This window comes from Pseudomonas sp. B6(2017) (assembly GCF_002112765.1).
Taxonomy (GTDB): Bacteria; Pseudomonadota; Gammaproteobacteria; order Pseudomonadales; family Pseudomonadaceae; genus Aquipseudomonas; species Aquipseudomonas piscis.
Genome location: NZ_NEIQ01000024.1, coordinates 50,519 through 75,922, shown reverse-complemented (window position 1 = coordinate 75,922; position 25,404 = coordinate 50,519). Strand labels below are relative to the sequence as shown.

General features: G+C 67.3%; 20 protein-coding genes and 2 pseudogenes. 15 read left to right on the top strand and 7 right to left on the bottom strand.

The annotated features are described in order from the left end of the window. A complete protein-coding gene (locus tag CAG11_RS30135) occupies positions 1-1,473 on the bottom strand; it encodes a PLP-dependent aminotransferase family protein (RefSeq protein WP_085599914.1) in 1,473 nt (490 codons plus the stop codon). Positions 1,474-1,563: 90 nt separating this feature from the next. Here CAG11_RS30135 and CAG11_RS30130 point away from each other — a divergent pair, with 90 nt between their 5' ends. Then, positions 1,564-2,784 carry a multidrug effflux MFS transporter gene (locus CAG11_RS30130; protein ID WP_085599912.1) on the top strand — a complete coding sequence of 407 codons (1,221 nt, stop codon included), beginning with the start codon at positions 1,564-1,566 and terminating at the stop codon, positions 2,782-2,784. Between the two features lie 59 nt (positions 2,785-2,843). On the opposite strand, the gene CAG11_RS30125 is transcribed toward CAG11_RS30130, so the two are convergent. The 3 genes and pseudogenes from CAG11_RS30125 to CAG11_RS34585 form a co-directional block, all read right to left on the bottom strand. After that, entirely contained in the window at positions 2,844-4,022 is a 1,179-nt protein-coding gene (locus CAG11_RS30125) for a pyridoxal phosphate-dependent aminotransferase (protein ID WP_085599910.1), read from the bottom strand. Positions 4,023-4,105: 83 nt separating this feature from the next. Further along, positions 4,106-4,705: pseudogene (locus CAG11_RS34590) on the bottom strand (methyl-accepting chemotaxis protein); the annotation flags it as partial. 306 nt (positions 4,706-5,011) lie between these two features. Continuing rightward, positions 5,012-5,731: pseudogene (locus CAG11_RS34585) on the bottom strand (MCP four helix bundle domain-containing protein); the annotation flags it as partial. A gap of 400 nt (positions 5,732-6,131) precedes the next feature. Between CAG11_RS34585 and hpaB the strand changes: the two are divergent. The 6 genes from hpaB (at position 6,132) to CAG11_RS30090 (ending at position 12,759) form a co-directional block, all read left to right on the top strand. Next, a complete protein-coding gene (gene hpaB / locus CAG11_RS30115; RefSeq protein ID WP_085599906.1) occupies positions 6,132-7,694 on the top strand; it encodes a 4-hydroxyphenylacetate 3-monooxygenase, oxygenase component in 1,563 nt (520 codons plus the stop codon). 54 nt (positions 7,695-7,748) lie between these two features. Further along, positions 7,749-8,261, top strand: coding sequence for a 4-hydroxyphenylacetate 3-monooxygenase, reductase component (hpaC, locus tag CAG11_RS30110; protein ID WP_053130693.1), 513 nt, complete (start codon positions 7,749-7,751; stop codon positions 8,259-8,261). Between the two features lie 171 nt (positions 8,262-8,432). Continuing rightward, the gene (locus CAG11_RS30105) at positions 8,433-9,410 is read left to right on the top strand and encodes a helix-turn-helix transcriptional regulator (RefSeq protein WP_085599904.1); all 978 of its coding nucleotides are present in this window, start codon (positions 8,433-8,435) and stop codon (positions 9,408-9,410) included. A gap of 137 nt (positions 9,411-9,547) precedes the next feature. Next, positions 9,548-10,420 carry a transporter gene (locus CAG11_RS30100; RefSeq protein WP_085599902.1) on the top strand — a complete coding sequence of 291 codons (873 nt, stop codon included), beginning with the start codon at positions 9,548-9,550 and terminating at the stop codon, positions 10,418-10,420. Positions 10,421-10,443: 23 nt separating this feature from the next. Continuing rightward, the gene (locus CAG11_RS30095) at positions 10,444-11,610 is read left to right on the top strand and encodes an MFS transporter (protein ID WP_085599900.1); all 1,167 of its coding nucleotides are present in this window, start codon (positions 10,444-10,446) and stop codon (positions 11,608-11,610) included. Between the two features lie 27 nt (positions 11,611-11,637). Beyond that, positions 11,638-12,759: a class II histone deacetylase gene (locus CAG11_RS30090; RefSeq protein WP_177409192.1), complete on the top strand. Its 1,122-nt coding sequence runs from the start codon at positions 11,638-11,640 to the stop codon at positions 12,757-12,759. Positions 12,760-12,863: 104 nt separating this feature from the next. Here CAG11_RS30090 and CAG11_RS30085 read toward each other — a convergent pair whose 3' ends face one another. Continuing rightward, a complete protein-coding gene (locus CAG11_RS30085; protein ID WP_085599897.1) occupies positions 12,864-13,838 on the bottom strand; it encodes an AraC family transcriptional regulator in 975 nt (324 codons plus the stop codon). A 281-nt stretch (positions 13,839-14,119) separates the two neighbouring features. Between CAG11_RS30085 and CAG11_RS30080 the strand changes: the two genes are divergently transcribed. The 5 genes from CAG11_RS30080 to CAG11_RS30060 are packed head-to-tail and all read left to right on the top strand — an operon-like array spanning position 14,120 to position 20,064. Then, the gene (locus tag CAG11_RS30080) at positions 14,120-14,653 is read left to right on the top strand and encodes a 2,4'-dihydroxyacetophenone dioxygenase family protein (protein ID WP_085599895.1); all 534 of its coding nucleotides are present in this window, start codon (positions 14,120-14,122) and stop codon (positions 14,651-14,653) included. Between the two features lie 32 nt (positions 14,654-14,685). Then, complete coding sequence (locus CAG11_RS30075) at positions 14,686-15,951, top strand: MFS transporter (protein WP_085599893.1); 1,266 nt, start codon at positions 14,686-14,688, stop codon at positions 15,949-15,951. Further along, a complete protein-coding gene (locus CAG11_RS30070; RefSeq protein WP_085599891.1) occupies positions 15,948-17,012 on the top strand; it encodes a 2,3-butanediol dehydrogenase in 1,065 nt (354 codons plus the stop codon). Before CAG11_RS30075 ends, CAG11_RS30070 begins: the two co-directional genes overlap by 4 nt. Positions 17,013-17,065: 53 nt before the next feature. Further along, a complete protein-coding gene (locus tag CAG11_RS30065; protein ID WP_085599889.1) occupies positions 17,066-18,367 on the top strand; it encodes a carbohydrate porin in 1,302 nt (433 codons plus the stop codon). A gap of 35 nt (positions 18,368-18,402) precedes the next feature. Beyond that, entirely contained in the window at positions 18,403-20,064 is a 1,662-nt protein-coding gene (locus CAG11_RS30060) for a GMC family oxidoreductase (RefSeq protein WP_085599887.1), read from the top strand. A gap of 8 nt (positions 20,065-20,072) precedes the next feature. On the opposite strand, the gene CAG11_RS30055 is transcribed toward CAG11_RS30060, so the two are convergent. Together CAG11_RS30055 and hpaA are read right to left on the bottom strand one after the other, a co-directional pair. Next, complete coding sequence (locus CAG11_RS30055) at positions 20,073-21,164, bottom strand: DUF1176 domain-containing protein (protein WP_085599885.1); 1,092 nt, start codon at positions 21,162-21,164, stop codon at positions 20,073-20,075. A 110-nt stretch (positions 21,165-21,274) separates the two neighbouring features. Beyond that, positions 21,275-22,195 carry a 4-hydroxyphenylacetate catabolism regulatory protein HpaA gene (gene hpaA / locus CAG11_RS30050; RefSeq protein ID WP_022639084.1) on the bottom strand — a complete coding sequence of 307 codons (921 nt, stop codon included), beginning with the start codon at positions 22,193-22,195 and terminating at the stop codon, positions 21,275-21,277. A gap of 204 nt (positions 22,196-22,399) precedes the next feature. Between hpaA and CAG11_RS30045 the strand changes: the two genes are divergently transcribed. Genes CAG11_RS30045 through hpaE form a run of 3 tightly spaced genes read left to right on the top strand, consistent with a single transcriptional unit; the run spans position 22,400 to position 25,304 of the window. After that, the gene (locus tag CAG11_RS30045; protein ID WP_053130711.1) at positions 22,400-23,071 is read left to right on the top strand and encodes a fumarylacetoacetate hydrolase family protein; all 672 of its coding nucleotides are present in this window, start codon (positions 22,400-22,402) and stop codon (positions 23,069-23,071) included. Beyond that, complete coding sequence (locus CAG11_RS30040) at positions 23,068-23,847, top strand: fumarylacetoacetate hydrolase family protein (RefSeq protein WP_085599883.1); 780 nt, start codon at positions 23,068-23,070, stop codon at positions 23,845-23,847. The genes CAG11_RS30045 and CAG11_RS30040 overlap by 4 nt, the downstream gene beginning before the upstream one ends. Further along, a complete protein-coding gene (hpaE, locus tag CAG11_RS30035; protein ID WP_085599881.1) occupies positions 23,844-25,304 on the top strand; it encodes a 5-carboxymethyl-2-hydroxymuconate semialdehyde dehydrogenase in 1,461 nt (486 codons plus the stop codon). Before CAG11_RS30040 ends, hpaE begins: the two co-directional genes overlap by 4 nt. Positions 25,305-25,404 lie beyond the last annotated feature (100 nt).

The following is a 25,404-nucleotide window of genomic DNA, read 5'->3' as shown; positions in this document are numbered from 1 at the left end:
TCATGCCCCGGCCCGGGCTTGCCGGGCCTCATCCACCAACAGGGCCGCCAGGCGCGAGCCACTGAAGCGGATCTGCGCCAGGCTCAAGGCGGCATAGCCGATGATCACCGCCGGGCCCGGGCGCACCTGCTGGCAATGCTCGGCCAGCCCTTGCAGGACGATCCCGAGCGCAGCGGCGCGCTGGCGCAACCGCGCTTCATCGCCACCCGGCGGCAGGTGCAGCAGCAGGTGCAGGCCCGCTTGTTGCCCGCTGATGCTGTAGCAGCCCGGGGCCTCCCGGGCCAGGATCGCCAGCAGCAGGTCGCGGCGCTCCTGGTAGGCCTGGCGGGCGGCCCGCAGGTAACGCAAAAAGGCGCCGCTGGCGATGTAGTCGGCCAGGGCCAGTTGCTCGATCACCCCCACTGAGCGCCCGGTGCTCTGCAAAGTGGCCAGCAGCCGCTCGCGCAAGGCGTCGGGCACCAGCATGAAGCCCACCCGCAGGCCGGCGAACAGGGTCTTGTTGAAGCTGCCGCAGTAGATCACCCGATCGTCGCGATCCAGGGACTTGAGCGCCGCCAGGGGGGCGCTCTGGTAATTGAACTCGCTGTCGTAGTCATCCTCCACCACCCAGGCGCCACTGCGCCGCGCCCACTCCAGCAACGCCAGGCGCCGAGACACCGGCATGGTCATGCCCAAGGGCGCCTGGTGCGCTGGCGTGACGTAGACCATCCGCGCCGCGCCATGCTCATGCAGGCGGTCCACATCGATGCCCTCCTCCAGCACCGGCACCGGTATCGCCTGTGCCCCGGCCAGGGCGAACAGCTCCCTGGCCGACAGGTAGCCGGGGTCTTCCAGGCAGACCTCGTCCCCCGGTCGCAGCAGGCTGCGGGCCAGCAGGTCGAGGCCATGGCGAATGCCGGTGGTGACCATCACTTGCGCAGGCTCGCAAGCGATACCCCGATGCTGTCCCAGGTACTGGGCGATCTGCTGGCGCAGTTGCGGCAGGCCCCCGGGGTCGTGGTCGCACAGCGACTGGGCCGGGGCGCCGGCCAGGGCCCGGGTCAGGGAGCGGGTCCAGCGCGCCAGGGGGAACAGCGCCGGGTCGGCCAGGCGTGCGACGAAGGGCTGGCCGGCACGCACGCCCTGGGGCTGCGGCCTCGGGCCATCCTCGTTACTGGCCGCAGGCGCCACGGCAAGCGGCGCACTCAGGTAGAGATCCGGCACCACCGCGCAGACCCGGGTCCCGGAACCTGCGGCCCGGCTGACGTAACCCTCGCTGCGCAAGCGGTCGAACACCACCTCCAGGGTGCCCCGGGACATGGCCCAGCGCTGGGCCAGGGTCCGCGTCGAAGGCAAGCGGCAACCCGCCGCCAGGCGCTTGTCCAGGATCGCCTGGCGCAAGGCGCCATAGGCGCTGTCCTGCTTGCCCAAGCCCTCGCCCAGGGCCTGTGGCAGCGGCAAGTCCAGGGGAACGGGGTATTTGCCACGGCTCATAGTGGTCCACTCGAAATGACTGTAAATGGCTCTGCGCATTAAACCATAAAGCCCTTAACGTCCCGGCCAAGCCCTTGTTGCGAGCCGACCATGCGACCGACCACCGATACCCCGCCCCTCTCTCCCGCCGCCGCGCAAGACCTGGCCCCCTGGCTCTGGACCTTGCTGTTGCTGGTGGTGGTCTGCCTGCCGCGGATCAGCATCGACCTGTATCTGCCGGCCTTGCCGGCCATGGCCGACGAACTGGGGGCCAGCGATGCCCAGCTGCAACTGACCCTGAGCCTGTACATGCTCGGCTACGCCCTGTCGATGCTCCTGGGCGGACCGCTCTGCGACCGGTTTGGCCGGCGTCCGGTGCTGCTGTGGGGCATGGCGCTGTTCCTGCTGGCCACCCTGGCCTGCATGTTCGCCAGCCGGGTCGAGGTATTGATGGCCGCCCGCCTGCTACAGGCCCTGGGTGGCTGCAGCGGCACCCTGGTGGGCCGGGTCATGGTGCGTGATCGCTGCCCGCCGGCGGAACAGGCGCGGCTGCTGGGCCTGTTGTCCATGGGCATCGCCTTGTCGCCGATGCTGGCACCAGTTCTTGGCAGCCTGCTGGAGCAATTGCTGGGCTGGCGCGGCCTGTTCCTGGCCCTGGGCCTGGTGGCGGCCGCGGTGTGGCTGCTGATGCTTGCCAGGCTGGCGGAGACCCGCGTGCCCCAGCCCCTGGCGACGCCCCGGGAAAGCCTGCCACGGCTGTACCTGCGCTTGCTGGGCACGCGCTACTTCATGCGTTACTCCCTGGCCATCGGCTGCCTGTACTGCACTTATTTCCCCTTCATCCTGCAATCGCCGGCCTTGCTCCAGCGCGGCCTGGGCCTGTCCTCGGGCAGCTATGCCCTGGTGTTCGCCGTCACCGTGGCCGGTTACCTGCTGGGCTCACGCCTGTTCCAGCACCTGGCCCCCAGGCTCGGCGCCGACCACCTGATCGCCCGCGCCACGCTGCTGAACCTGCTGGCGGCAGGCTTGCTGCTGGCCACCCGCAGCTTGTGGCCCGACAGCTTGCTGGCCATCGTCCTGCCGATGCTGGCGATCATGCTGTCGGTGGGCCTGGCGATTCCCGCCTGCCAGCTGGCGATCCTGCAACCCTATGCGGCGGTGGCCGGCAGTGCCTCGGGCCTGTTCTTCTTCATCCAGATGGCCATGACCGCTGCTTGCGGGCTGCTGGCCAACGTCCTGGCCGACAGTGCTGCCGGGTCCTTGCAAGCCCTGACCGGCCTGTTCAGCCTCGCCCTGGGCCTGGCCTGGTGCGCCCTGCGCCCCAAGCCATAGGCCAGCCGGCACGTCATCGACGGCCACCGCGAAGCGGATCGATCGCATGACAGCTCTAGTCATTGCGCAGGCAATTGCGCCGTGAAACGGACGATGCGCCGGCAAGCTTCGGCCAGCAGCTGGCAATCCAGCACCAGGGCGATACGCACGTGCCCGACGACGCTGGGGCCGAAGGCATCCCCGGCCAGCACCGAAACGCCATGGCCCTCCAGCAGGCCATCGGCGAAGGCCTGGGCACCAAGGCCGGTGCGGCGGATATCGACCATGACGAACATGCCGCCATCGGGACGCACCGGTTGCAAGCCAGGGCACTCTTGCAGCATCGAACACACCAGGTCGCGGCGCCGGCGGTACTCCTGGCGCATCTGCACCAACTCCGGCAAATCGCTGGACAGCGCCACCACCGCGGCGTTCTGGATGAACTCGGGCAAGCCGTAGAGCATGCACAGGGCCAGGTTGGCCAGGTGCCCGGCCAACACCGTCGGGGCGATCACCCAACCGATCCGCCAGCCGCTCATGGCATGGGACTTGGACAGGCTGTTGATGGTGGCGGTGCGCTCGCCCATGCGGGGCAGGCTGCCCGGACTCAGGTGCTGCCCCTCATACAGCAAGTCGCTGTAGACCTCATCGCAGATCAGCCACAGGTCGTGCTCCAGGCACAAGCGCGCCAGGGCCTGCCAGTCATCCAGGGACAGGCTGGCGCCGGAGGGATTGTTCGGGCTGTTGAGCAGCATGGCCCGGGTGCGCGGACCGATCCGCGCGGCGACGTCCAGCGGATCGACGCAGAAGCCGCGCTCGGCCCGCACCGGCACCGGCACCACGGTCGCGCCACAGGCGCCGATCACCCCTTCGTAGGTGACGTACATGGGTTCGGCCACCAGCACCTCGTCACCTGGGCCCACCAGGCACTGGGCCACCGAGAACACCGCGCACTGCGCCCCCGGCAGCACCACCACATGCTCGGCATCCACCACCTGGCCACTGCGTTGGTGATGGCACTGGGCGATGCAACTGCGCAAGGCCAGGTTGCCGCGTACGTCCGAATAATGGGTATCGCCGGCCAGCAAGCTGTCGATCGCCGCCTGGACCACCGGACCTGGAGTATCGAAGTCCGGGTCGCCCACCGTCAGCAGCAACACATCGCGTCCCTGCTCACGCAGGGCCAGGGCCCGGTAATGGATGTTCCAGGCCGCGGAACCTTCGCCGGCGATCCGCTGGGTCAGGGCTGAGTAGCGCATGGCTTTCTCCTTGGAAGACGCCTCAGCCCAAACCCTAGGTGCTGCAACCCGACTCGTCGAGCGCCGCCCACGGCGGCGTCAGGTCAGATCACGAAGCGCGCAACCATGGCGTTGAGCTCCACCGCCAGGCGCGACAGCTCGTGGCTGGCGGCGCTGGTCTGGTTGGCCCCGGCCGCCGACTGGGTCGCCAGGTCGCGGATGTTCACCAGGTTGCGGTCCACCTCGCGGGACACCTGGGCCTGCTCCTCCGAGGCGCTGGCGATCACCAGGTTGCGCTCGTTGATCTGGTTGATGGACTCGGCGATCTGCTCCAGGGCCTCGCCGGCGGCGCGAGCCAGGTCCAGGGTGCTCTGGGTGCGCTGGTTGCTCTGCTGCATCGACTCCACGGCGTGGCCGGTGCCGTTCTGGATGCCGGCCACCATCTTCTCGATCTCCTGGGTCGACTGGGCGGTGCGATGGGCCAGGGCCCGCACTTCGTCGGCCACTACCGCGAAGCCGCGCCCGGCCTCGCCGGCCCGGGCCGCCTCGATGGCAGCGTTGAGAGCCAGCAGGTTGGTCTGCTCGGCAATGGCCCGGATCACGTCCAGGACCTTGCCGATGTCCCGGCCCTGGGTGGCCAGGCCCTCGATCATCACCGAGGTGTTCTGCACGTCGTGGGCCATGGTCTGGATCGCATCGACGGTCTGCACCACCCGGTCGCGGCCGTCACGGGCGGCCTGGGTCGATTGCTGCGAAGCCTCGGAAGTCGACACCGCGTTGCGTGCCACCTCTTCCACCGCCGCGGTCATCTCGTTGACGGCGGTAGCGGCCTGCTCGATCTCGGTGTTCTGCTGCTGGACGCCACGGGAGGTTTCCTCGGTCACCGCGCTCAGTTGCTCGGAAGCCGAGGCCACCTGGGTCGCCGAACCGGCGATCTGCTCGATGGTGCGGCGCAGGCTCGCCTGCATTTCGGCCAATGCCCGCAGCAGCCGCGCCGGTTCGTCCTTGCCGTCGACTTCGATGCTCTGGCGCAGGTTGCCGCCGGCGATCACCTCGGCGGCGTTCAATGCCTTGTTCAACGGACTGACGATACTGCGGGTCAGCAGCAACGCCAGGATGATGGTCAGCGCGGCAGCGATCAGCGCGACGATGACGATCCCGGCGATCGCGCTGCCGTAGTGCTCGCCGGCGGCCTTGGAGGCGGCCGTGGCATCGGCGGCGTTGATGGCGATCAACTGGTTCAGTTGCTCGCCCATCTGGTCGGTGCCGTCCTTGATCCGGGTGTTGATCAGCTGGCGCATTGCATCGAGGTTGTCCTGGCGCGACAGCTCGAGCATCTCCTTCTGAGCCTGCAGGTAGTTCTCCAGGGTGGTGGAGAAGGTCTTGTACAACGCCGCCTCCTGGGGCCCTGCCGGCAGCGCAGCGTAGCTGGCCTGGGCCTGGCGCACCTTGTCCACCAGCACGCCGATGCGCGTCTGTGCTTCGGCCAGGCCCGCCGGTTCGCGGTTGACCAGCACCCGGAACGACAAGATCCGCAGGCGCAGCACGTTCTCCGTGAGGTTGCCCAGGTAGCTGACGCTAGGCAGTTGGTTGCCTTCCATGTCGACCGAGGCCTCGCGGATGATCGACATGCGATTGACCGCGAACACCCCCAGCACGACGACCAGCAAGGCAATGAAGGCAAAACCGAGGAAAGCTCGAGGGGCGATATTCAGGTTACGCAGGGTCATAGGGCGACTCTCGCAGGAGAACATGACGATCAGCATCCTTGCCATTGAATGCTCCGCGCATCAGCGCTGCGCCGACGTCGGAAACCTTGGCACCGGGGTCCTTGGGCCTATCCTGGATATCGGCCGAAGTTGCGCTTTCATATGGCTGATTCGTAAAAAAAATCCCGGAAATGACCGCTGACTCAGGACTGAAACGCCACAACGCGAAGTGAATCGATAAAGCACTGATGGCGGTCCAGGGATGGGCCAAAACGCGCTGCCCAGGAGTTTTTGCCCCGGTTCGCGGCAGTTCCCGGCAAGCCCATGGAAAGTGCAAGCCATTCGCCGAAAAAGCCATTTCTGCGCCGCCCGCCGCTGCCCATCATGGTCCCGGTCAATAAAAACAACGCCGAGACTGGATATGAAACCCGAAGACTTTCGTGCCTCCTCCGATCGCCCGCTGACCGGTGCCGAATACCTGGCCAGCCTGCGCGACGACCGTGAAATCTACATCTATGGCGACCGGGTCAAGGACGTCACCACCCACCCGGCCTTTCGCAACTCGGCCGCCTCCATGGCCCGCCTGTACGACGCCCTGCACGACCCGGCCACCCATGAGCAACTGTGCTGGCCCACCGACACCGGCAATGGCGGCTACACCCACAAGTTCTTCCGTTCGGCCAAAAGCCCCGACGAGTTGCGCCAGCAGCGTGACGCCATCGCCGACTGGTCGCGCCTGACCTACGGCTGGATGGGCCGCAGCCCCGACTACAAGGCGGCCTTCGGCAGCGTCCTGGGAGCCAACGCCGAGTTCTACGGCCCCTTCGCCGACAACGCGCGGACCTGGTACAAGCGCATCCAGGAGGCCTGCCTCTACCTCAACCACGCCATCGTCAACCCGCCCATCGACCGCGACAAACCGGTGGACCAGGTCAAGGATGTGTTCATCTCGGTGGACGAGGAAGTCGAAGGCGGGATCATCGTCAGCGGCGCCAAGGTGGTGGCCACCAACTCGGCGCTGACCCACTACAACTTCGTCGGCCAGGGCTCGGCCCAGTTGCTGGGGGACAACACCGATTTCGCCCTGATGTTCATCGCGCCGATGAACACCCGGGGCATGAAGCTGATCTGCCGCCCCTCCTACGAACTCCAGGCCGGCATGAGCGGTTCGCCCTTCGACTACCCGCTGTCCAGCCGCTTCGACGAGAACGACGCGATCCTGATCATGGACAAGGTGTTCATCCCCTGGGAGAACGTGCTGATCTACCGCGACTTCGAGCGTTGCCGGCAGTGGTTCCCCCAGGGCGGGTTCGGCCGGTTGTTCCCGATGCAGGGCTGCACCCGGCTGGCGGTCAAGCTGGACTTCATCAGCGGCCTGCTGGTCAAGGCCCTGCAATGCACCGGCGCCCTGGAGTTTCGCGGGGTCCAGGCCCAGGTCGGCGAGGTGGTGGCCTGGCGCAACCTGTTCTGGTCCCTGACGGACGCCATGCACGGCAATGCCAGCGAGTGGCAAAACGGTGTCTACCTGCCCAGCGCCCAGGCCCTGCAGGCTTACCGGGTGCTGGCGCCCCAGGCCTATACCGAGATCAAGAAGATCATCGAGCAGGTGGTGGCCAGCGGCCTGATCTACCTGCCCTCCGGTTCCCGGGACCTCAAGGACCCCGTGCTCAACCAGTACCTGGGCACCTATTGCCGCGGTTCGGGAGGCATGGGCCACGAAGAGCGGATCAAGATCCTCAAGCTGTTGTGGGATGCCATCGGCACCGAGTTCGGCGGCCGCCACGAGCTGTACGAGATCAACTACGCCGGCAGCCAGGACGAGATCCGCATGCAGTGCCTGCGCCACGCCCAGGCCAGCGGCTCGATGCAAGCCATGACCGCCCTGGTGGACAAGTGCCTGAGCGACTACGACCTCGACGGCTGGACCGTGCCGCACCTGACCAACCCCGACGACATCAACATGCTCGACCGCATCCGCCAGTAGTCGTGCGCAGCGAGGGCCACGTGCCCTCGCCACCCAGGCCTTCGGAGAACTCTCATGTCCGTACTCGACCCCAAGCAACTCGCCTTTCGCAACGCCATGGCGCACATGACCGCGGCGGTCAACGTCATCACCAGCAATGGCCCGGCCGGCCGTTGCGGCATCACCGCCACGGCGGTGTGCTCGATCACCGACAGCCCGCCGACGCTGATGGTCTGCGTCAACCGCAACAGCGCCCTGAACCCGGTGTTCAAGGGCAATGGCCGGCTGTGCGTGAACATCCTCAGCGGCGCCCATGAAGACCTGGCCCGGCACTTCGCCGGCATGACCGGCGTGGCCATGGACCAGCGCTTCGGCCTGCACCCCTGGCGCGACGGCCTGCAGGCCTTGCCGGTGCTGGAGGATGCCCTGGCCAGCCTGCAGGGACGGATCACCGAGGTCCAGGAAATCGGCACCCACTCGCTGATGCTAGTGGAGCTGGACGAGATCAGCGTGCAGGAGCGCGGTGATTCGCTGGTGTACTTCAGCCGCAGCTTCCACCGCCTGCCCCGGCCCTGCCAGGCCGCCTGAACCCCGCCCTACCGGCCTGGCCCCCGCGCCGCCTCCTGCATCTGTAGGATGGCGGCCAGAGGTCCAGGCGCCGATACTCGACCCAGGCCCTGCCCACGCCTGCCCTGGCGTACCGGCCGTCGATCCTTCAGTGACGAAAACAATAACAACGTCGCCCCGAGGTACCGCGCCATGAGTCGATCCCAGCCCCCTGCGCCCGGCCGCTTGCAGGCCTTCAGCGAACTGGTCCTGGCCTTGCAGCAACTGGCCCAGAACAAAGACATCGAGCACCTGCACCAGCACGCCCTGGCCCGCATCGCCAGGTTGCTGCCCTTCGACAGCGCCTGGTGGGGCCGCTCGGCCCTGGTAAACGGCGTGCCGGACGAGCACAGCTGCTACCTGTACTGCCTGCCTCCCAGCTACCTGCCGGACTGGCAATCGATCCGCCATGTCGATGTCACCGTGAGCCGGGTGCACCAGGTCCCGGGCCGGTCGGTGATCGTCGATATGGCCGCTCCGGACAACGGCGCCGGCCTGAACTGGCTGGGGCGCCTGTACAACATCGGCGAGCTGTTGTGCGTGGTGCACATCGACCCCCATACCCACCTGAGCAGCCACCTGGCCCTGTATCGCCAACCCGGCGCAGCGCGTTTTACCGCGCACGACCGCGAGCTGCTGGACAACCTGATGCTGCACCTGGTGGCGGCGGTCTCGGCCAACCAGATCCGCACCCTGGTGGCCACCCGCGAGCAACTCACCCGGCCGCGCAACCTGGCCCTGGCGGTCTGCGACCAGCGCGGCGTGCTGCACTGCGCCGAGAGTGGCTTCGTCGAACTGCTGCTCAACGAATGGCCGCACTGGAGCGGCCCGCAGCTGCCGCAACCCCTGGAGCTGGGCAACTACGAAGGCAAATGCCTGCAAGTGGAGTCCCAGGCGGTGGGCGACCTGTTCCTGCTGGCGGCCCGCAGCCGCACCTTGCTACCCCAGCTCAGCCCCCGGGAAAACGAGGTCGCGCAAAGCTTCGGCGACGGCAAGACCTACAAGGAAGTGGCGCGCGACCTGGGCATGTCGCCCAACACCGTGCGCCATCACATCCGCGCCATCTACAGCAAGCTCGGGGTCAAGGACAAGGCGCGCATCGCCCAGCTGCTGCACGCCCCGCCCGACTGACCCGCGTCGCGCCTTCCCACGCTGATTCGCGCCGTCACCCGTGACGGCCACGGGCAGCCCTTGCCCGGTTTCCAGCCCCTGCCGCCTGCCGGCAAGCCCTGCGCCGCACAACAACGCCAACAAGAGACGCATCGCCCATGACCAGGAACCTCATCCGTACCGCGCTCGCCGTGGCCAGCACCCTGGCCAGCCTGTCGCCCCAGGCCGCCGATCTCAACGCCCGGGACTTCTTCGCCGCCCCGGTAGGCACCAGCCTCGGCGTGCTGTACCTGCCCGCCACTCGCGCCGGCAGCTTCCATGGCCCGGCCGACACCACCGGCAAGGCCGACCTGCGGGTCAATGCCATGGCCTACCGCCAGGTGTTCTTCAGCGACCTGTGCGGCACCCTGTGCACGCCGCAGTTCATCGTGCCCTTCGTCGACACCGATGCGCGCCTGCCCGGTGCCACGCGCCGTAGTCGCGAGAGCGGTTTCGGCGATCCCCAGGTGGGCGGCACGCTGTTCTTCATCAACCAGCCGCAAAGTCGCACCTACAGCGGCTTGCTGACCCTGATCACGCTGCCGGTGGGCGAGTACCACAGCCGCGAGCCCGGGGTCTCGCCAGGGGCCAACCGCTGGGGCGCGACCTTCGTCTACAACTACACCCAGGGCCTGGGCGAGAAGTGGGTCCTGGAGGCCAACCTAGAAGCCCAGTTCTACGCCACCAACGATGACTACCTGGGCAGCGACCTCAAGCAGGACCCGCTGTACCGCCTGCAAGCCTTCGCGTCCTACGACTTCACTCCCAGCACCTACGGCGCCCTGCGGCTGATCCAGGCCGATGGCGGCGAACTGCGCATCGACGACCGACGCATCGACGACACCCACCGGCGCTACACCCAAGTCGGATTCGAGCTGGGCCACTGGCTGGATTCGCGCAACCAACTGATGTTCAGCCTGTCGCGCAACGTCGCCACCGACAACGGTTTCGCCGGCACCGACGCCCTGTTGCGCCTGGTCCACGTGTTCTGACCCCCGCCCGAGGAAGATCGTCCATGCATAGCCACAACCCTGCCCTGAGCGACACCGCGCCATCTGCCCGCCAACCCCTGGGGCTCCTGGCGGCCATCGTGCTGTTCGCCGCCATCACCCCCGCGGTGCTGCTGATGGCCCCGGCCATCGCCGCGCAACTGGCCAGCCAGTGGCAACTGAGCCCGACCCAGATCGGCGACCTGTTCAGCGCCGAGCTGGGGGCCATGAGCCTGGCCACCCTGCCCGCCATCTGGTGGCTCAAGCGCCTGGACTGGCGCCGCGCAGCCTTGTGCAGCGCCGTGCTGTTCATCGCCGCCAACCTGCTGTCGATGCTGGTCCATGGTTATTGGCTGTTGCTGGTGGCGCGTTTTTGCAGCGCCCTGGCCGGCGGCTCGCTGATGATCATCTGCCTGGCCAGCGCCGCTGTCAGCCCCAACCCCAGTCGCGCCTACGGCTTCTGGGTGATGGGCCAGCTGGTGCTGGGGGCCATTGGCCTGAGCCTGCTGCCGCTGCTGTTCGAGCACTTCGGCCTCGGCGCCTGCTACCTGATCCTGGCGCTGCTGATGGTGCTCTGCCTGCCCCTGGCCCGCTGCTTTCCCGCCGGCGCCGAACAGTCACTGGACGCCGCCACGCCAGCCCCGCCGATCTCCTGGCTCAAGGCCGGCCTGGGCATCCTCGGCATCCTCGCTTTCTACATCAGCCTGAGCGGGGTCTGGACCTTCATCGGCGCCATCGGCAGCCAGGCCGGGCTCTCGCCCCAGGCCAGCGGCGACATCCTGGCCATCGCCACCTTGATGGGCATCGTCGGCGCCCTGTGCGCCACCTTGTTCGGCGACCGCCTGCCCGGCAGCGGCCTGCTGTGGCTGGGCTACGGCCTGATGGCCGGCTCGGTGCTGTTGCTGTACGGGCAACCGCAACTGGCGCGCTTCGCCCTGGCGGCCCTGGTGTTCAAGTTCACCTGGACCTTCATCCTGCCCCTGGTGTTGGCGCGCATGGCGCAGATGGATCGCAGCGGACGGCTGATGAATGCCTCCAACCTGGTGATCAGCGTCGGCCTGGCCATCGGCCCCGCCCTGGCCGGGCGCCTGATCGAAAGCAGCGGCGGCTTCCACGGCCTGTTGCTGGCCGGCGCCTCCCTCACCCTGTTGTCCCTGGCGCTGGTCCTGGGTTGCCGCCCCACCCGCTCGTAACCGTTTTCTTGAACGATGGATATCACCATGACCTGCAAAACCGCGTTTTTCTTCGATGAACTGTGCCTATGGCACAGCGCCAGCCCCCACAGCCTGACCCTGCCGGTAGGCGGTTGGGTGCAGCCACCAGCCGCGGCCGGACATGCCGAGTCGCCGGAAACCAAGCGCCGGCTGAAAAGCCTGATGGATGTCAGCGGGCTGACCCGCCAACTGCAACTGCGCAGCGCCGAACCGGCCAGCGACCAGGACCTGCTGCGGGTCCATGGCGCCGCCTACCTGCAACGCTTCAAGGCCCTGAGCGATGCCGGCGGCGGCGAGCTGGGCGACCAGGCACCAGTGGGGCCCGGCAGTTATGAAATCGCCAAATTGTCTGCCGGGCTGGCCATCGCCGCGGTGGATGCGGTGCTCAGCGGCGAGGCCGACAACGCCTACGCCCTGTCCCGGCCACCGGGACACCACTGCCTGGCCGACCAGGCCATGGGGTTCTGCTTCCTGGCCAACATCGCCATCGCCATCGAGGCGGCCAAGGCCCGCCACGGCCTGGGCAAGGTGGCGGTGATCGACTGGGACGTGCACCACGGCAACGGCACCCAGGCGATCTTCGAGGAGCGCGCCGATGTACTGACCCTGTCCCTGCACCAGGACGGCTGTTTCCCGGCCGGCTACGGCGGCGAGCAGGACCGTGGGCGCGGCCCGGGCCTGGGCTGCAACATCAACGTTGCGCTGCTGCCCGGCGGCGGGCACGACGCCTACCTGCAAGCCATGCAGCGCATCGTGGTGCCGGCGCTGGAGCGCTTCGAGCCGCAACTGATCATCGTCGCCTGCGGCTACGACGCCAACGCCGTGGACCCGCTGGCGCGGATGCTGTTGCACAGCGACTCGTTCCGCGAAATGACCCAGTGCCTGCGCGACGCCGCCGCGCGCCTGTGTGGCGGGCGCCTGGTGCTGGTGCATGAAGGCGGCTACTCCGAGGCCTACGTGCCGTTCTGTGGCCTGGCGACCCTGGAGGCACTGTCAGGCATCCGCACTGCGGTCACCGACCCGATGCTGGAGTTCGTGCGCCTGCAGCAGCCCAAGGAACCGGTCCTGGCCCTGCAACGCCAGCTACTGGAGCGCCAGGCCCAGGCCCTGGAGGCCTTCGCTCGCTGAATCCCGCAGCGCCCGGTCGCTCAAGGGCGCCTCTAGGGTCTGTTGCCGTTTCGCCGCAAGCCGCGTTGCGCTGGCTGCCTCGCCTACGTTTTTTTAAGGCGCCCTCAAGCTGGCGTGGGGCCGTGGCGCCGCGCTTCACTGGGCGTGAGTTGGTAGCGGGCCTTGAAAGCCCGAGCAAAGTGCGCCTGGCTGGCAAAGCCATGGCGATAGGCAATCTCGCTGATATCCAGCGCAGCCCCCCGGGGGCTGCACAGCAGTTGCTGGGCCTGTTGCAGGCGCTTCTCCAGGATGAAGCGGCTGGGCAGCCACTCTTCCAGGGCGAACAACCGGGCCAGGTGGCGCGGCGACACGCCGACCTGCGCCGCCACCCGCTCGCAACTCAACTCCGGGTCCGCCAGGTGCTCCTGGATGTACTGCTTGGCCGCCAGCAGGTAGGAGGCACTCAAGGCGTTGATCGGCCGTTGCCCCACTTGCCCGGCGATCAGGCTGGCCAGCAGTTCGAAGGCGTGCTCCTGGTAATCCTCGGCCGCACCGCACAAGGGTTGCTGGAAAAAAACCCTGGTGCGCTCGGCCAGGGTGCGCAACAACAGACGCTGGCCACCGCCCTGCACGCCGATCTTCAACGGCTGGTCGAAGCGCCGCAGGCAACGGCGGGCGAACTGCTCCTGGGGAATATCGAAGATGAACTGGCGCATGGCTGCGGAAAAACCGAACAGGTAGGGCTTGTCGGTGCGATACACCACCAGCTCGCCCGGCTCCAGCAACTGGCAGGTGCCGCCCTGGTAGAAGAACGAACCACTGTCGGTGACCAGGGAGACGAAGATCGACTCCTTGGGCACGCCACGGATCATCGAACGGTCACGCTCCACGACATGTTCATTGCCGACGATCCGCGCCAGGCGCATGGCGCTCAAGTGCAGGTTGTCCTGGCGGGCGGTGAAGCCGCTCTCGGCGTAGGAGTTGCATTTGAGCCCTACCAGGGTGCTGGCGTTGTAGTCCTCCCAGAATGCCAGGCGCAGGTCCCGGTCGATGGCCTGGGTACTGGCGTGGCGGGTTTCGAGCAAGGCGCATGGAGACATTGTTGTTCTTCTCATGGCAGCGGGATGTTTCCCGGGCGGCAAGGCTCCGTCCAGGCACCTGGAGCCACGGAACCCGTGGCCTGCGGCCATTCATTAATATCTGAATGATTTGCCCTGTCAACTTCCCCCGCCCACTGTCAACCGCCGTGGTGCAACCGTCCGAAACCGACAACAAAGCGGTCCGATCCGGACAAACCGCCCGCCCCCGGCCGGCCTAGAGTCGTGCCGTCAGCCCCGCTGGCATTGCACCGACGACTCCACGACAACAAGAGAGACCGACCATGCCTGAAGCCGCCACCCGAGAGTTCTGGAAAGACCTGCAGCCCATCGCCAACTGCTTCAAGCCCGACGCCAAGCCCGAGGTCTACCTGCCCGACGCCGCCAGCGACGACCTGAGCCTGTACGTGCCCTTCACCGAGACCGTGTCTTCGCGCCCGCTGTGGATCTCGCCCAGCGAGAACCGCTGGTGCGACATCCTGATGGCCAGCAGCGCCGGGCTGGTCAACCGCCACTACCACCCCCACGAGGTCTTCGCCTACACCCTGTCCGGCAAGTGGGGTTACCTGGAGCACGAATGGACCGCCACCGCCGGCGACTTCGTCTACGAGACCCCAGGCGAAGGCCACACCCTGGTGGCCTACGAACACGAGCAGCCGATGCGGGTGTTCTTCATCGTCAAGGGCCCGCTGATCTGGCTCGACGAACAGGGCGAGCCCGACGGCTACTTCGACGTGCACTCCTACATCGCCCTGTGCCGTGCGCACTACGAAAACATCGGCCTGGGCGCGGCCCATATCGACACCCTGTTTCGCTGATCACGGCCTCGACCTGCGTGCGGAGAATCACCATGGCTTATAAAAACAACAAGGCCAGCTACGAGAACACCTTGCTGGGGGTGCTGTTCCTGACCTTCGGCTTCGTGTTTTTCGACCGCCTGGCGCTGTCCTTCCTGTTCCCCTTCATGGCCGACGAGTTGCAACTGGGCAACCGCCACCTGGGCTTGCTGTCTTCGGTGCTGGCCCTGGCCTGGGCGGTTTCCGGGGCGCTGGTAGGGGCCTGGTCGGACCGCCGGGGCCGGCGCAAGCCGCTCTTGATCGTCGCGGTGCTGCTGTTCTCGCTGTGTTCGGCGCTGTCGGGGCTGGTCACCGGCTTCCTCAGCCTGCTGCTGTTTCGCGCCATCATGGGCCTGGCCGAAGGGCCGATCCTGCCGCTGTCGCAATCGCTGATGGTGGAAGCTTCCTCGCCTCACCGTCGGGGCCTGAACATGGGCCTGCTGCAAGGCTCGGCCGCCGGCCTGCTGGGGGCGGTGATCGGCCCGCCGGTCCTGGTGGCCCTGGCCGAGGCCTACGGCTGGCGCCATGCGTTCATCATCTCGCTGGTGCCCGGCTTGCTGATCGCCCTGCTGATCTGGCGCTACGTCCAGCCGGATGCGCCCAGCCGCGCAGCATCCGTACAGGGCCCGAGCGGCAACGGTATCAGTCGGCTGGCGCTGCTCAAGAGCCGCAACATCCTGCTGTGCACCCTGATCAGTTGCTTCTTCCTGACCTGGTTCATCGTGTTGATCTCCTTCACCCCGACCTTCCTGGTCAAGGTCCGCGACTACAGCCCGGCCAGCATGGGCACGGTGATGAGCTGCCTGGGCGGTGCCTGGGTGCTCTGGGGGTTTGGCGTACCGGCGATTTCCGACCGCATCGGCCGGCGCCCGACCCTGGTGCTGTTCTCGCTGGTGGCGGCCTGCTGTCCCCTGGCCCTGCTCTTCGCGCCCACGCCGTGGCTGCTGGGCGTGCTGATGCTGCTGACCTACACCGGGCTGGGCTGCTTCACCCTGTTCATGGCCACCATCCCGGCGGAGACCGTGCCGCGGGAAGTCATGGCCACGGCCCTGGGGCTGATCATGGGCATCGGGGAGCTGGTGGGTGGTTTCGTCGCCCCGACCCTCGCCGGCTTCGCCGCCGACCGCTTCGGTTTGTCGATCGTCATGTGGATGTCCTGCGCCGGCGCGCTGCTGGCGGCGGCCCTGGCGCTGCTGCTCAAGGAAACCGCGCCGGCGGTGCTGGCCCGGCGCCAGGCCACGAACCTCCACTCACCGACCCTGCAAGGAGAACGCCCATGAAAGCACTGCGTTGGCACGCTGCCCGCGACCTGCGCCTGAGCCAGGTACAACTGCGCCAGCCCGGCCTTGGCCAGGTACTGCTGCAAGTCGCCTATTGCGGCATCTGCGGCAGCGACCTGCACGAATACGCCAATGGCCCGCACTCCATCCCACAGCAGCAGGCGCATCCGCTGTCCGGTTGCCGGGCACCCTTGACCCTGGGCCACGAGTTCTGCGGCCAGGTGCTGGCCCTGGGCCCCGGGGTCGATCCCGGGCTGCTCGGCCAGCGGGTGGTGGTGGAACCGGAATACCGTTGCGGCCAATGCCGGTATTGCCAGGCGGGCCAGTACAACCTCTGTGAGTCCATGGGTTTCATCGGCCTGATGGGCGACGGCGGTTTTGCCGAACAGGCGCTGGTGCCGGCCTACATGCTGCACCGGCTGCCCGATAGCGTCAGTTTCCGCCAGGCGGCGTTGCTGGAACCGGCGGCCGTGGCCTGCCACGCCCTGAACCAGAGCAGCCTGCAACCCGGCGCCAGCTGCGCGGTGTTCGGCCTGGGGCCCATTGGCCTGCTGCTGGTAATGCTGGCCCGGCTCCGAGGGGTCGAACGCATCTATGCCGTGGACCTGGACCCCGGGCGCCGGCAACTGGCCCTGGAACTGGGCGCTACCCAGGCCCTGGATGGCGCGGCGCCCGACTTGCGCCAGCGACTGCGGCAGTTGAGCGATGGCGGGCTGGACAGCGCCTTCGAGGCGGCCGGTAGCCAGCAGACCCTGGACCATGCCCTGCACAGCCTGCGCAAAGGTGGCGAAGCGGTGCTGGTGGGGCTGATGGGCCAGGTGCAATTCGATGCCTTCCACCTGGTCAACAACGAGCTGCGCCTGCTGGGCAGCGTCGGCTACCGCGACGTCTATCCGCCGTTGCTGGAGCTGCTGGCCAGCAAGGACCTGGACCTGTCGCGGCTGGTCAGCCGCTGCCTGTCCCTGGAGCAGGCGGTAACGGAGGGTTTCGAGGTCCTGCTGCAGGACAAGCGCCAGATCAAGGTGCTGGTCAACCCCAGCCCGGCCCTGGCCGAAGCCTGATCGAGGCGCTGTTCATCACTCACCACAAGAACAACAACAAACGAGTACCCGACATGAATGCCACCCATGCACTCGGCCCGCTGCTGGCCGCCCTGCTGTTGCCCCTGCCCAGCCTTGCCGCTACCGCCAGCGAACCGCGCAGCGGACCGCTGGCCGGCCTGGGCGACTACCTGGCCGGACAAGGCATCACCCCGCATATCCAGTTCCTCAGCCTGTCCATGAAGAACCTCGATACCGGCCCCCGGCCCCACAGCTTCGGCAACAGCGGCGACCTGTTCGTCGGCGCCGATATCGACCTTGCGACCTTCGCCGGCCTGGACGGTGCGGCCCTGCATGTCGAGCAGACGCTGTTCATCCTCGACGAGGGGACCGGCGTGCCCACCTCGCGCAACTGGCAAGGGGCCGCCGGCAGCTACTTCGGCGGCGCGCCGATCCACAACGACCTGACCAGCAACCAGCTGAGCCTGTTGACCTACCAGCAGACCTGGCTCGACGGCCAGGTCGACCTGAGCCTGGGGCGGACCAACGCCCGGCGCTATTTCTACATCTACAACTGCGAGAGCACGGTGACCTGCAACGACCCGATCATCGAGGCCTCCACCGGTATCCTGCCGCCACCCTACGGGGCCTGGGGCGGCTACCTGAAGTACCAGGCGACGCCGCAGTGGTACCTGCATGGCGGTGCCTTCGAATCCAACCCGGTGGACTACCTCAAGCATCGCCAGGGCCTGGACTTCAGCACCGACGATGCCAGCGGCACCAGCCTGCTGCTGGGCGTGGGCAGCCAGCGGCAGGACGGCTATGGCTTTCACTACGAGCTCAACGGCTACTACAACACCTCCAAGCAGGAAGACCCACTGACCGGCGCCACCGCCTTCGGCAGCGCTGGCGCCTTCTTCAAGTTCCAGCAGGCTGTGTGGCGCGCCGGCGGCGGATCAGGCAGCGCGCCACAGGCCCTGCTGTTGTTCGGCTCGCTGTCGGCGGCGGCCGATGCCAAGCAACCCTTCAGCCACTTCGCCGAGGCCGGCCTGACCTATCTCGCGCCCTTCGACCGCCCGCAAGACAAGCTCAACTTCAAGGCCAGCTACCTGCGCCTGAACGATCACCAACTGCGCTTCCAGCAGCAGGCACGGATCGCCAACGACGGCGACTCGCGCCTGGGCCGGCGCAATGTCTATGCCCTGGAAGCCAACGCGAACATCGCCCTGACCCGGCAACTGACCCTGGAGCCGAGCGTCCAGTACCTGATCAACCCGGACAATTTCTACAACCCCGAAGCCCGCGAGCTGAGCGGCAACGGCTTTGTCGTCGGCCTGCAAGTGAGCCTGGACGTCGGCTCGCTGCTGGGGTTGTGAGATGGATTTCCCCGACTGCCCAAGAGGTCACCGCCATGCCTGAAACTCCACTCCACAGCTACGACTACATCGTGGTCGGCGCCGGCTCCGCCGGTTGCGTGCTGGCCAACCGACTGTCCGCCGACCCCAGCCTCAAGGTGTGCCTGATCGAGGCCGGCCCCAGCGACCGCAGCCTGCTGCCGGGCGCCTACATACGCACGCCGGCGGGCATCATCCGCCTGATCGCCAACCCGCGCTGGAACTGGATGCATGCCTTCAGCGCCCAGGCCACCAGCGGCAGACGCCCGATCCCCTGCCCCCGGGGCCGGGTCTGGGGCGGCTCCAGCGCCATCAACGGCATGATCTACATCCGTGGCCATCGCCACGACTACGACCAGTGGGCCGCCGCCGGCAACCTGGGCTGGAGCCATGACGAGCTGCTGCCCTACTTCAAGCGCTCGGAACACTTCGAGCCCGGGGATGCGCCCTGGCATGGCCGTGGCGGCGAACTCAACGTCGCCGAGCAGCGCAGCCCCAGCCCGGTGAACCGGGTGTTCTTCGAGGCCGCCATGGAGTTGGGCTGGAGCTACAACCCGGACTTCAACGGGCCGGAGCAGGAAGGTTTCGGGCCCTTCCACGTCACCCAGGTCAACGGCGAGCGTTGCAGTGCAGCCCGGGCTTTCCTGCACCCGATTCTGCAGCGGCCGAACCTGACCGTGCTCAGTTCCACCCTGACCCACCGTGTAGTGCTGGAGGGTAAGCGCGCCACCGGCGTGCAAGTCAGCCAGGATGGCCAGGCACGCCAGCTATTGGCGCGGCGCGAGGTGATCCTCTGCGCCGGGGCGATCAACTCGCCGCAACTGTTGCTGCTCTCGGGGATCGGTCCCGCCGAGGAGCTGCAACGCCATGGCATCGCCCAGCGCCATGCCCTGCCCGGGGTCGGGCATAACCTGCAGGACCACCAGGACATCGTGTTGATGTACCGCTGTCGCCCCGAATTGAGCTACGGCCTGTCGCCCCGGGGCTTGCTGCCCCTGGCCCGCTCGCCCTGGCAGTACCTGGCCCGGCGCCGGGGGCCGTTGACGTCCAACACGGTGGAGTCCGGGGCTTTCTTGCGCCTGGACCCGGGCTCGCCGGTGCCGGAGCTGGGCCTGATCGTCGCCCCGGCGTTGAAGAACCAGCCGCAACGCCTGGTGCCGGTAGGCCATGGCATCAGCCTGCACGTGGCGGTAATGCACCCGCAGAGCCGCGGCCGGGTGCGCCTCAACTCGGCCGACCCGCAGGACAAGCCGCTGATCGAGGCCAACTTCCTCAGCCACCCGCAGGACATGCGCAAGCTGGTGGAGGGCCTGCGCCTGGTGCGCCGGCTGGCGGCGACCCGGGCCTTCGCCCAACACCTGCAGGACGAGCTGGTGCCCGGGCCGCAGGTGCAGAGCCAGGAACAGATCGAGCAGTGGATCCGCCACAACCTGGGCACGGTGTTCCACCCGGTGGGCAGCTGCAAGATGGGCCATGACGAATGGGCGGTGGTGGATGACCAGTTGCGGGTCCATGGCCTGCAGGGGCTGCGGGTGGCGGACGCCTCGATCATGCCGAGCCTGATCACCGGCAACACCAACGCGGCGGCGATCATGATCGGCGAGAAGGCCGCCGACCTGGTGCTGGCCAGCGCGCGGGCGCAAGCGAGCCTCGTGCCCCAGGGTGAGGCTTGCACCTGAGGCCGGGCTCAGGAGCGCTTCGGCGCCTCGGCGCTCCAGAGCACCGGCCATTGGTCGTAGCCCAGGCCGCTGCAGTTGGGCATGCGCCGGTAGTCGGTGAGCTGGAAGGCCTGGCCGTCGAAGTGCCAACTGGCCATTTCACCGCAGTCGCCTATGCCGCGCCCCATCAGGTAGCTGCTGAGCAGGCCGGTCTCGGGGTCATAGTTGAGGCCACCGGCATGATCGACACTGCCAGCCGGCAACGCCTGTATCTGCAGGGCTTGCAGCCCGTATGGCGCGCTCCGCGAGCGGCTGCTGATATCGAACAGGCAGGTGTAGGCGCCGCAGTCGGAGAACTCGAACACCAGCGCCTGCTGCTCGGTCAGGGGATAGACCTCGATCCTCGGCGGCATGATGTAGTCATCGTCTTGCGCGGCCTTAGGTGCCGGCAATGCCGCCTGCACCGCCGCCAGCAGCCCTGCACGTTCCTGAGCGCCAAGGGGCGTCACCCCCGGGTAGGGACGCAATGCCCGGGGCGGCTGGACCCGGGGCACCGAGCTCGCTGGCTGCTCGCCGGGTTCGGCCAGGGCGCTGGCCGTGCCCTGGCGGTGCTGGACCTGGTCCACCCGGTGCAGCAAGTGCGGCAGAGTCGCCAGGAGCACTTGGGCCGGCTCCTCACCGGGCAGCTCCAGCACCTGCCCGGCCTGCAGCCGTGCCAGCCACTGGCGGGCCAGGGCCTGGTCGTCAACCCGGTAATACTGTTGCTCTGGCTTACCGTCGGGGCCCTGCGGTTCCTCGACCAAAGCCGCCAGCAAGGCTGGTTCCAGCGGCTGGCCATCCAGGCGCAACGCCTGCAGCTGGAATGGCGCCCCCTGGTGCTCCAGTTGCAGTTGCACCCGCCCCGCGGGGCCGGCCTGGCTGCGGATGATCAGCGTCAGGTGGTTGACCTGCTCGGCAAACTCGATGTTCGGCACGTAGAGCAGTTGGCAATCGCGGCGGTTGTCGCACGCGCTGATCCAGCCCTTCTGCTGCTGCCACAACGGCGTCAGCTCGGGCAGCTCCCGGGCCTGGCAGGCCATGGCGCCAAGCATCAGCAGGGACAACGCAACGGGACGCAGCATGACGACGCTCCTTGTCGGAAAAGGCGCGGATTCTGCCACGCTCGCCAGGTTTCGAATACCACCGGCAAGGCCTGCGGGCGACGCCTGCCCACCCAGCCCGGCTGCTGCACTCAGTGACCCGGCACAGGCGACGTGACCAGCCCCTGGCGCGCCCGATACTCGCCCGGGGCGGCCTTGGCATAGCGCTGGAAGAACCGGCTGAAATAGGCCGGATCCTTGAACCCCAGCTGGTAGCAGATTTCGCTGGCCGAGCTGCCGGTGAACAGCAACAGGCGCTTGGCCTCCTGCATCAGGCGTTCGTACACCAAGTGCTTGGACGGCAAGTCGGCGATGCGCCGGCAGACATCGTTGAGCCGCGCCTCGGTCACCCCGATCTGCCCGGCATAACGCCCCAGGGGCCAGTGCTCCAGGTAGTGGGCCTCGATCAGCTCGTTGAAGCGATGGAAGATCTGCAGGTCTTCATGGCGCGCCGGGCGGGCTTCCAGGGAGTTGGCCGAGAGCCGCAGCAGGCTGATCAACAGCAACCGGGTCAAGGCTTGCAGCGCCGGCTCGCGCCCGGCCCGCTGCCCGTCGATCTCCTGCTGCAACTCATGGAACAGGCATTCCAGGCGCCGCACCTCGCCAGCGAACCCGGCACCGAGCCGGCCCAGGGCCACGCACGCCGGCGGCACCTGGGGAGCCGGGGCCAGGGCCGGGTCTGCGCCGATCAACTCCCATACCAGTTGCTGGCGCACCGTGAGCACATGGCCCTCGGCATCGGCCTCGGTGACGAAGGCATGGGCGATGGTCGGCGGCGTGAGGAAGAACATCGGCCCGGACTCCAGGTATTGCCGGTCGTCGAGGTAGACGCGCACCGCGCCGCTTTGCACGTAGTGCACCTGGAAGAACCGGTCATGGCGGTGCACCGGCATGTTGCGACCGAAAAAACCGGCCAGGTTGCTCAGCTTGTCGTAATGCACCTGGGCATCGGCGTAGCGCTGGTCGTAGACCTGGCCGATGTTGATGTTGGGGATCGGTTGGCGTGGGTGCATGGCGCCCCTCTCTTGTTGTTTTCAGCACGCGGGCCTGGGCCATCCTGGGTGATTCGCCGCTTGCCCGCCAGGGTGCGGCACAACATGCAAGACAGCTGCTTGACGATCGTTAACATATTAAATATAACGTTAACACATTAACGAATTCATCCCGCGACCGGCAAGCGCCGCACGGGCCCGAGACCCGCAACCAGGAGACGCTCGATGAGCCGAGCCTTGAACGACCACGCTGGCGGCACCCTGTTCGGCGTGGCGCTGAACTACCAGGGGTTGCTGCACGAGCACCTAGAGAGCTTCAGCCAGCCGCCCTACCAGAAGCCGCCGGTGAAGCCGGTGCTGTTCATCAAGACCCCCAACACCCGCAACCAGCACGACGGCGCTGTCGAGCATCCGGCCGGCGAACGGCTGCAACCGGGCCCGGCCCTGGCCGTGGTGATCGGCAAGCGCGCCAGTCGGGTCAGCGAAGCCCAGGCCCTGGAACACGTGGCCGGCTACACCATCGCCAACGAATTCAGCCTGCCGGAGGACAGCTACTACCGCCCGGCGGTCAAGGCCAAGTGTCGCGACGGCTTCTGCGCCCTGGGCCCGGTCCTGGTGCCGGCCGCCGAGGTCGCCGACCCGCAGGCGCTGACCATCAAGCTGCTGGTCAATGGCCAGGTGGTGCAGGAAAACACCACTGCCAACCAGGTCCGCAGCGTGGCCCGGCTGATCGCCGAGCTCAGCGAGTTCATGACCCTGGACGTCGGCGATGTGCTGCTCACCGGCACCCCCGAAGGCCGGGTCGACGTGCAGCCCGGTGATCGCGTCGATATCGAGATCAGCGGCCTGGGCCGCCTCACCAACCACATCGTCGCGCCACAGGAGGCTCGCCCATGAAACACGCCCGCATCCTGTTCGAAGGAAAGGTTCACAGGGTCCAGGTCGACGACCAGCACAACGTGCGCCTGGCCGATGGCCGCACGCTCGGTGAGCAACAGGTCACCTGGCTGCCGCCCGCCACCGGCAACATGTTCGCCCTGGGCCTGAACTATGCCGACCACGCCCGCGAGCTGGCCTTCACCCCGCCCACCGAGCCCCTGGCGTTCATCAAGTCACCGGGCACCTACACCGGCCACAACCAGCGGACCTGGCGCCCGGATGGCGTCGCCTACATGCACTACGAGTGCGAGCTGGTGGCGGTCATCGGCAAGCCGGCGAAGAACGTCAAGCGCGCCGACGCCCTCGACTACCTGGCCGGCTACACGGTGTGCAACGACTACGCCATCCGCGACTACCTGGAAAACTACTACCGCCCCAACCTGCGGGTGAAGAACCGCGATGCCACCACCCCGGTGGGCCCCTGGATCGTCGACGTCGGCGACGTGCCCGATCCCGGCAACCTGAAGCTGCGCACCTGGATCAACGGCGAGCTGAAGCAGGAAGGCACCACTGCGGACATGATCTTCGACATTCCCTACCTGATCGAATACTTCTCCAGCTTCATGACCCTGCAACCGGGCGACATGATCGCCACCGGCACCCCCGAGGGCCTGGCCGACGTGGTGCCCGGCGATGAAGTGGTGGTGGAAGTGCAAGGCGTGGCGCGCCTGGTCAACCGAATCGTCAGCGAAGCCGAGTTCTTCGCCCATCCAGCACAAGGGGCAACAGCATGATCAAGCATTGGATCGACGGCCGCGAAGTCGCAAGCCGCGACACCTTCGTCAACTACAACCCGGCCACCGGCGAGGCCATCGGCGAAGTCGCCAGCGGCGGCGCCGAGGAAGTGGCCCGTGCGGTGGCCGCGGCCAAGGAGGCGTTTCCGAAATGGGCCAATACCCCGGCCAAGGAACGCGCCCGCCTGATGCGCCGCCTGGGTGAGCTGATCGACCAGAACGTGCCGCAACTGGCGGAGCTGGAGACCCTGGACACCGGTCTGCCGATCCACCAGACCCGCAACGTGCTGATTCCCCGGGCCTCGCACAACTTCGATTTCTTCGCCGAGGTCTGCACCCGCATGGACGGCCACAGCTACCCGGTGGACGACCAGATGCTCAACTACACCCTGTACCAGCCGGTGGGGGTCTGCGCCCTGGTGTCACCGTGGAACGTGCCGTTCATGACCGCCACCTGGAAGACCGCGCCCTGCCTGGCCCTGGGCAACACTGCGGTGCTGAAGATGAGCGAGCTGTCGCCGCTGACCGCCAATGAACTGGGGCGCCTGGCCGTGGAAGCCGGCATTCCCAACGGCGTGCTCAACGTCATCCAGGGCTATGGCGCCACCGCCGGCGATGCCCTGGTGCGCCACCCGGATGTGCGCGCCATTTCCTTCACTGGCGGCACTGCCACCGGCAAGAAGATCATGCAGACCGCGGGCCTGAAGAAGTACTCCATGGAACTGGGGGGCAAGTCGCCGGTGCTGATCTTCGAGGACGCCGACCTGGAACGGGCCCTGGACGCCGCGCTGTTCACCATTTTCTCGCTCAATGGCGAGCGCTGCACCGCCGGCAGCCGGATCTTCATCCAGCAAAGCGTGTACCCGCAGTTCGTCAAGGAGTTCGCGGCCCGGGCCAAGCGCCTGATCGTCGGTGACCCGACCGACCCCAAGACCCAGGTCGGCTCGATGATCACCCAGCAGCACTACGACAAGGTCACCGGCTACATCCGCATCGGCATCGAGGAAGGCGCGACCCTGCTGGCCGGTGGCCTGGAACGACCGGCCGGCCTGCCGGCGCACCTGTCGCGCGGGCAATTCATCCAGCCCACGGTGTTCGCCGACGTGGACAACAAGATGCGCATCGCCCAGGAAGAGATCTTCGGCCCGGTGGTGTGCCTGATCCCGTTCAAGGATGAAGCCCAGGCCCTGGCCCTGGCCAACGACACCGAGTACGGCCTGGCGTCCTACATCTGGACCCAGGACATCGGCAAGGCCCACCGCCTGGCCCGGGGCATCGAGGCCGGCATGGTGTTCATCAACAGCCAGAACGTGCGCGACCTGCGCCAACCATTCGGCGGCGTCAAGGGCTCGGGCACCGGGCGCGAAGGGGGTGAATACAGCTTCGAGGTGTTCGCCGAGATCAAGAACGTCTGCCTCTCCATGGGCAGCCACCACATCCCGCGCTGGGGCGTGTAACAGGCCGTTGAAAAACTACCTGCGTTGGCTGCCTCGCCTACGTTTTTCAACGCTCTGGTAAGGTTCAGGACCGTCCCGGATCCCCCCAACAATAAGATGT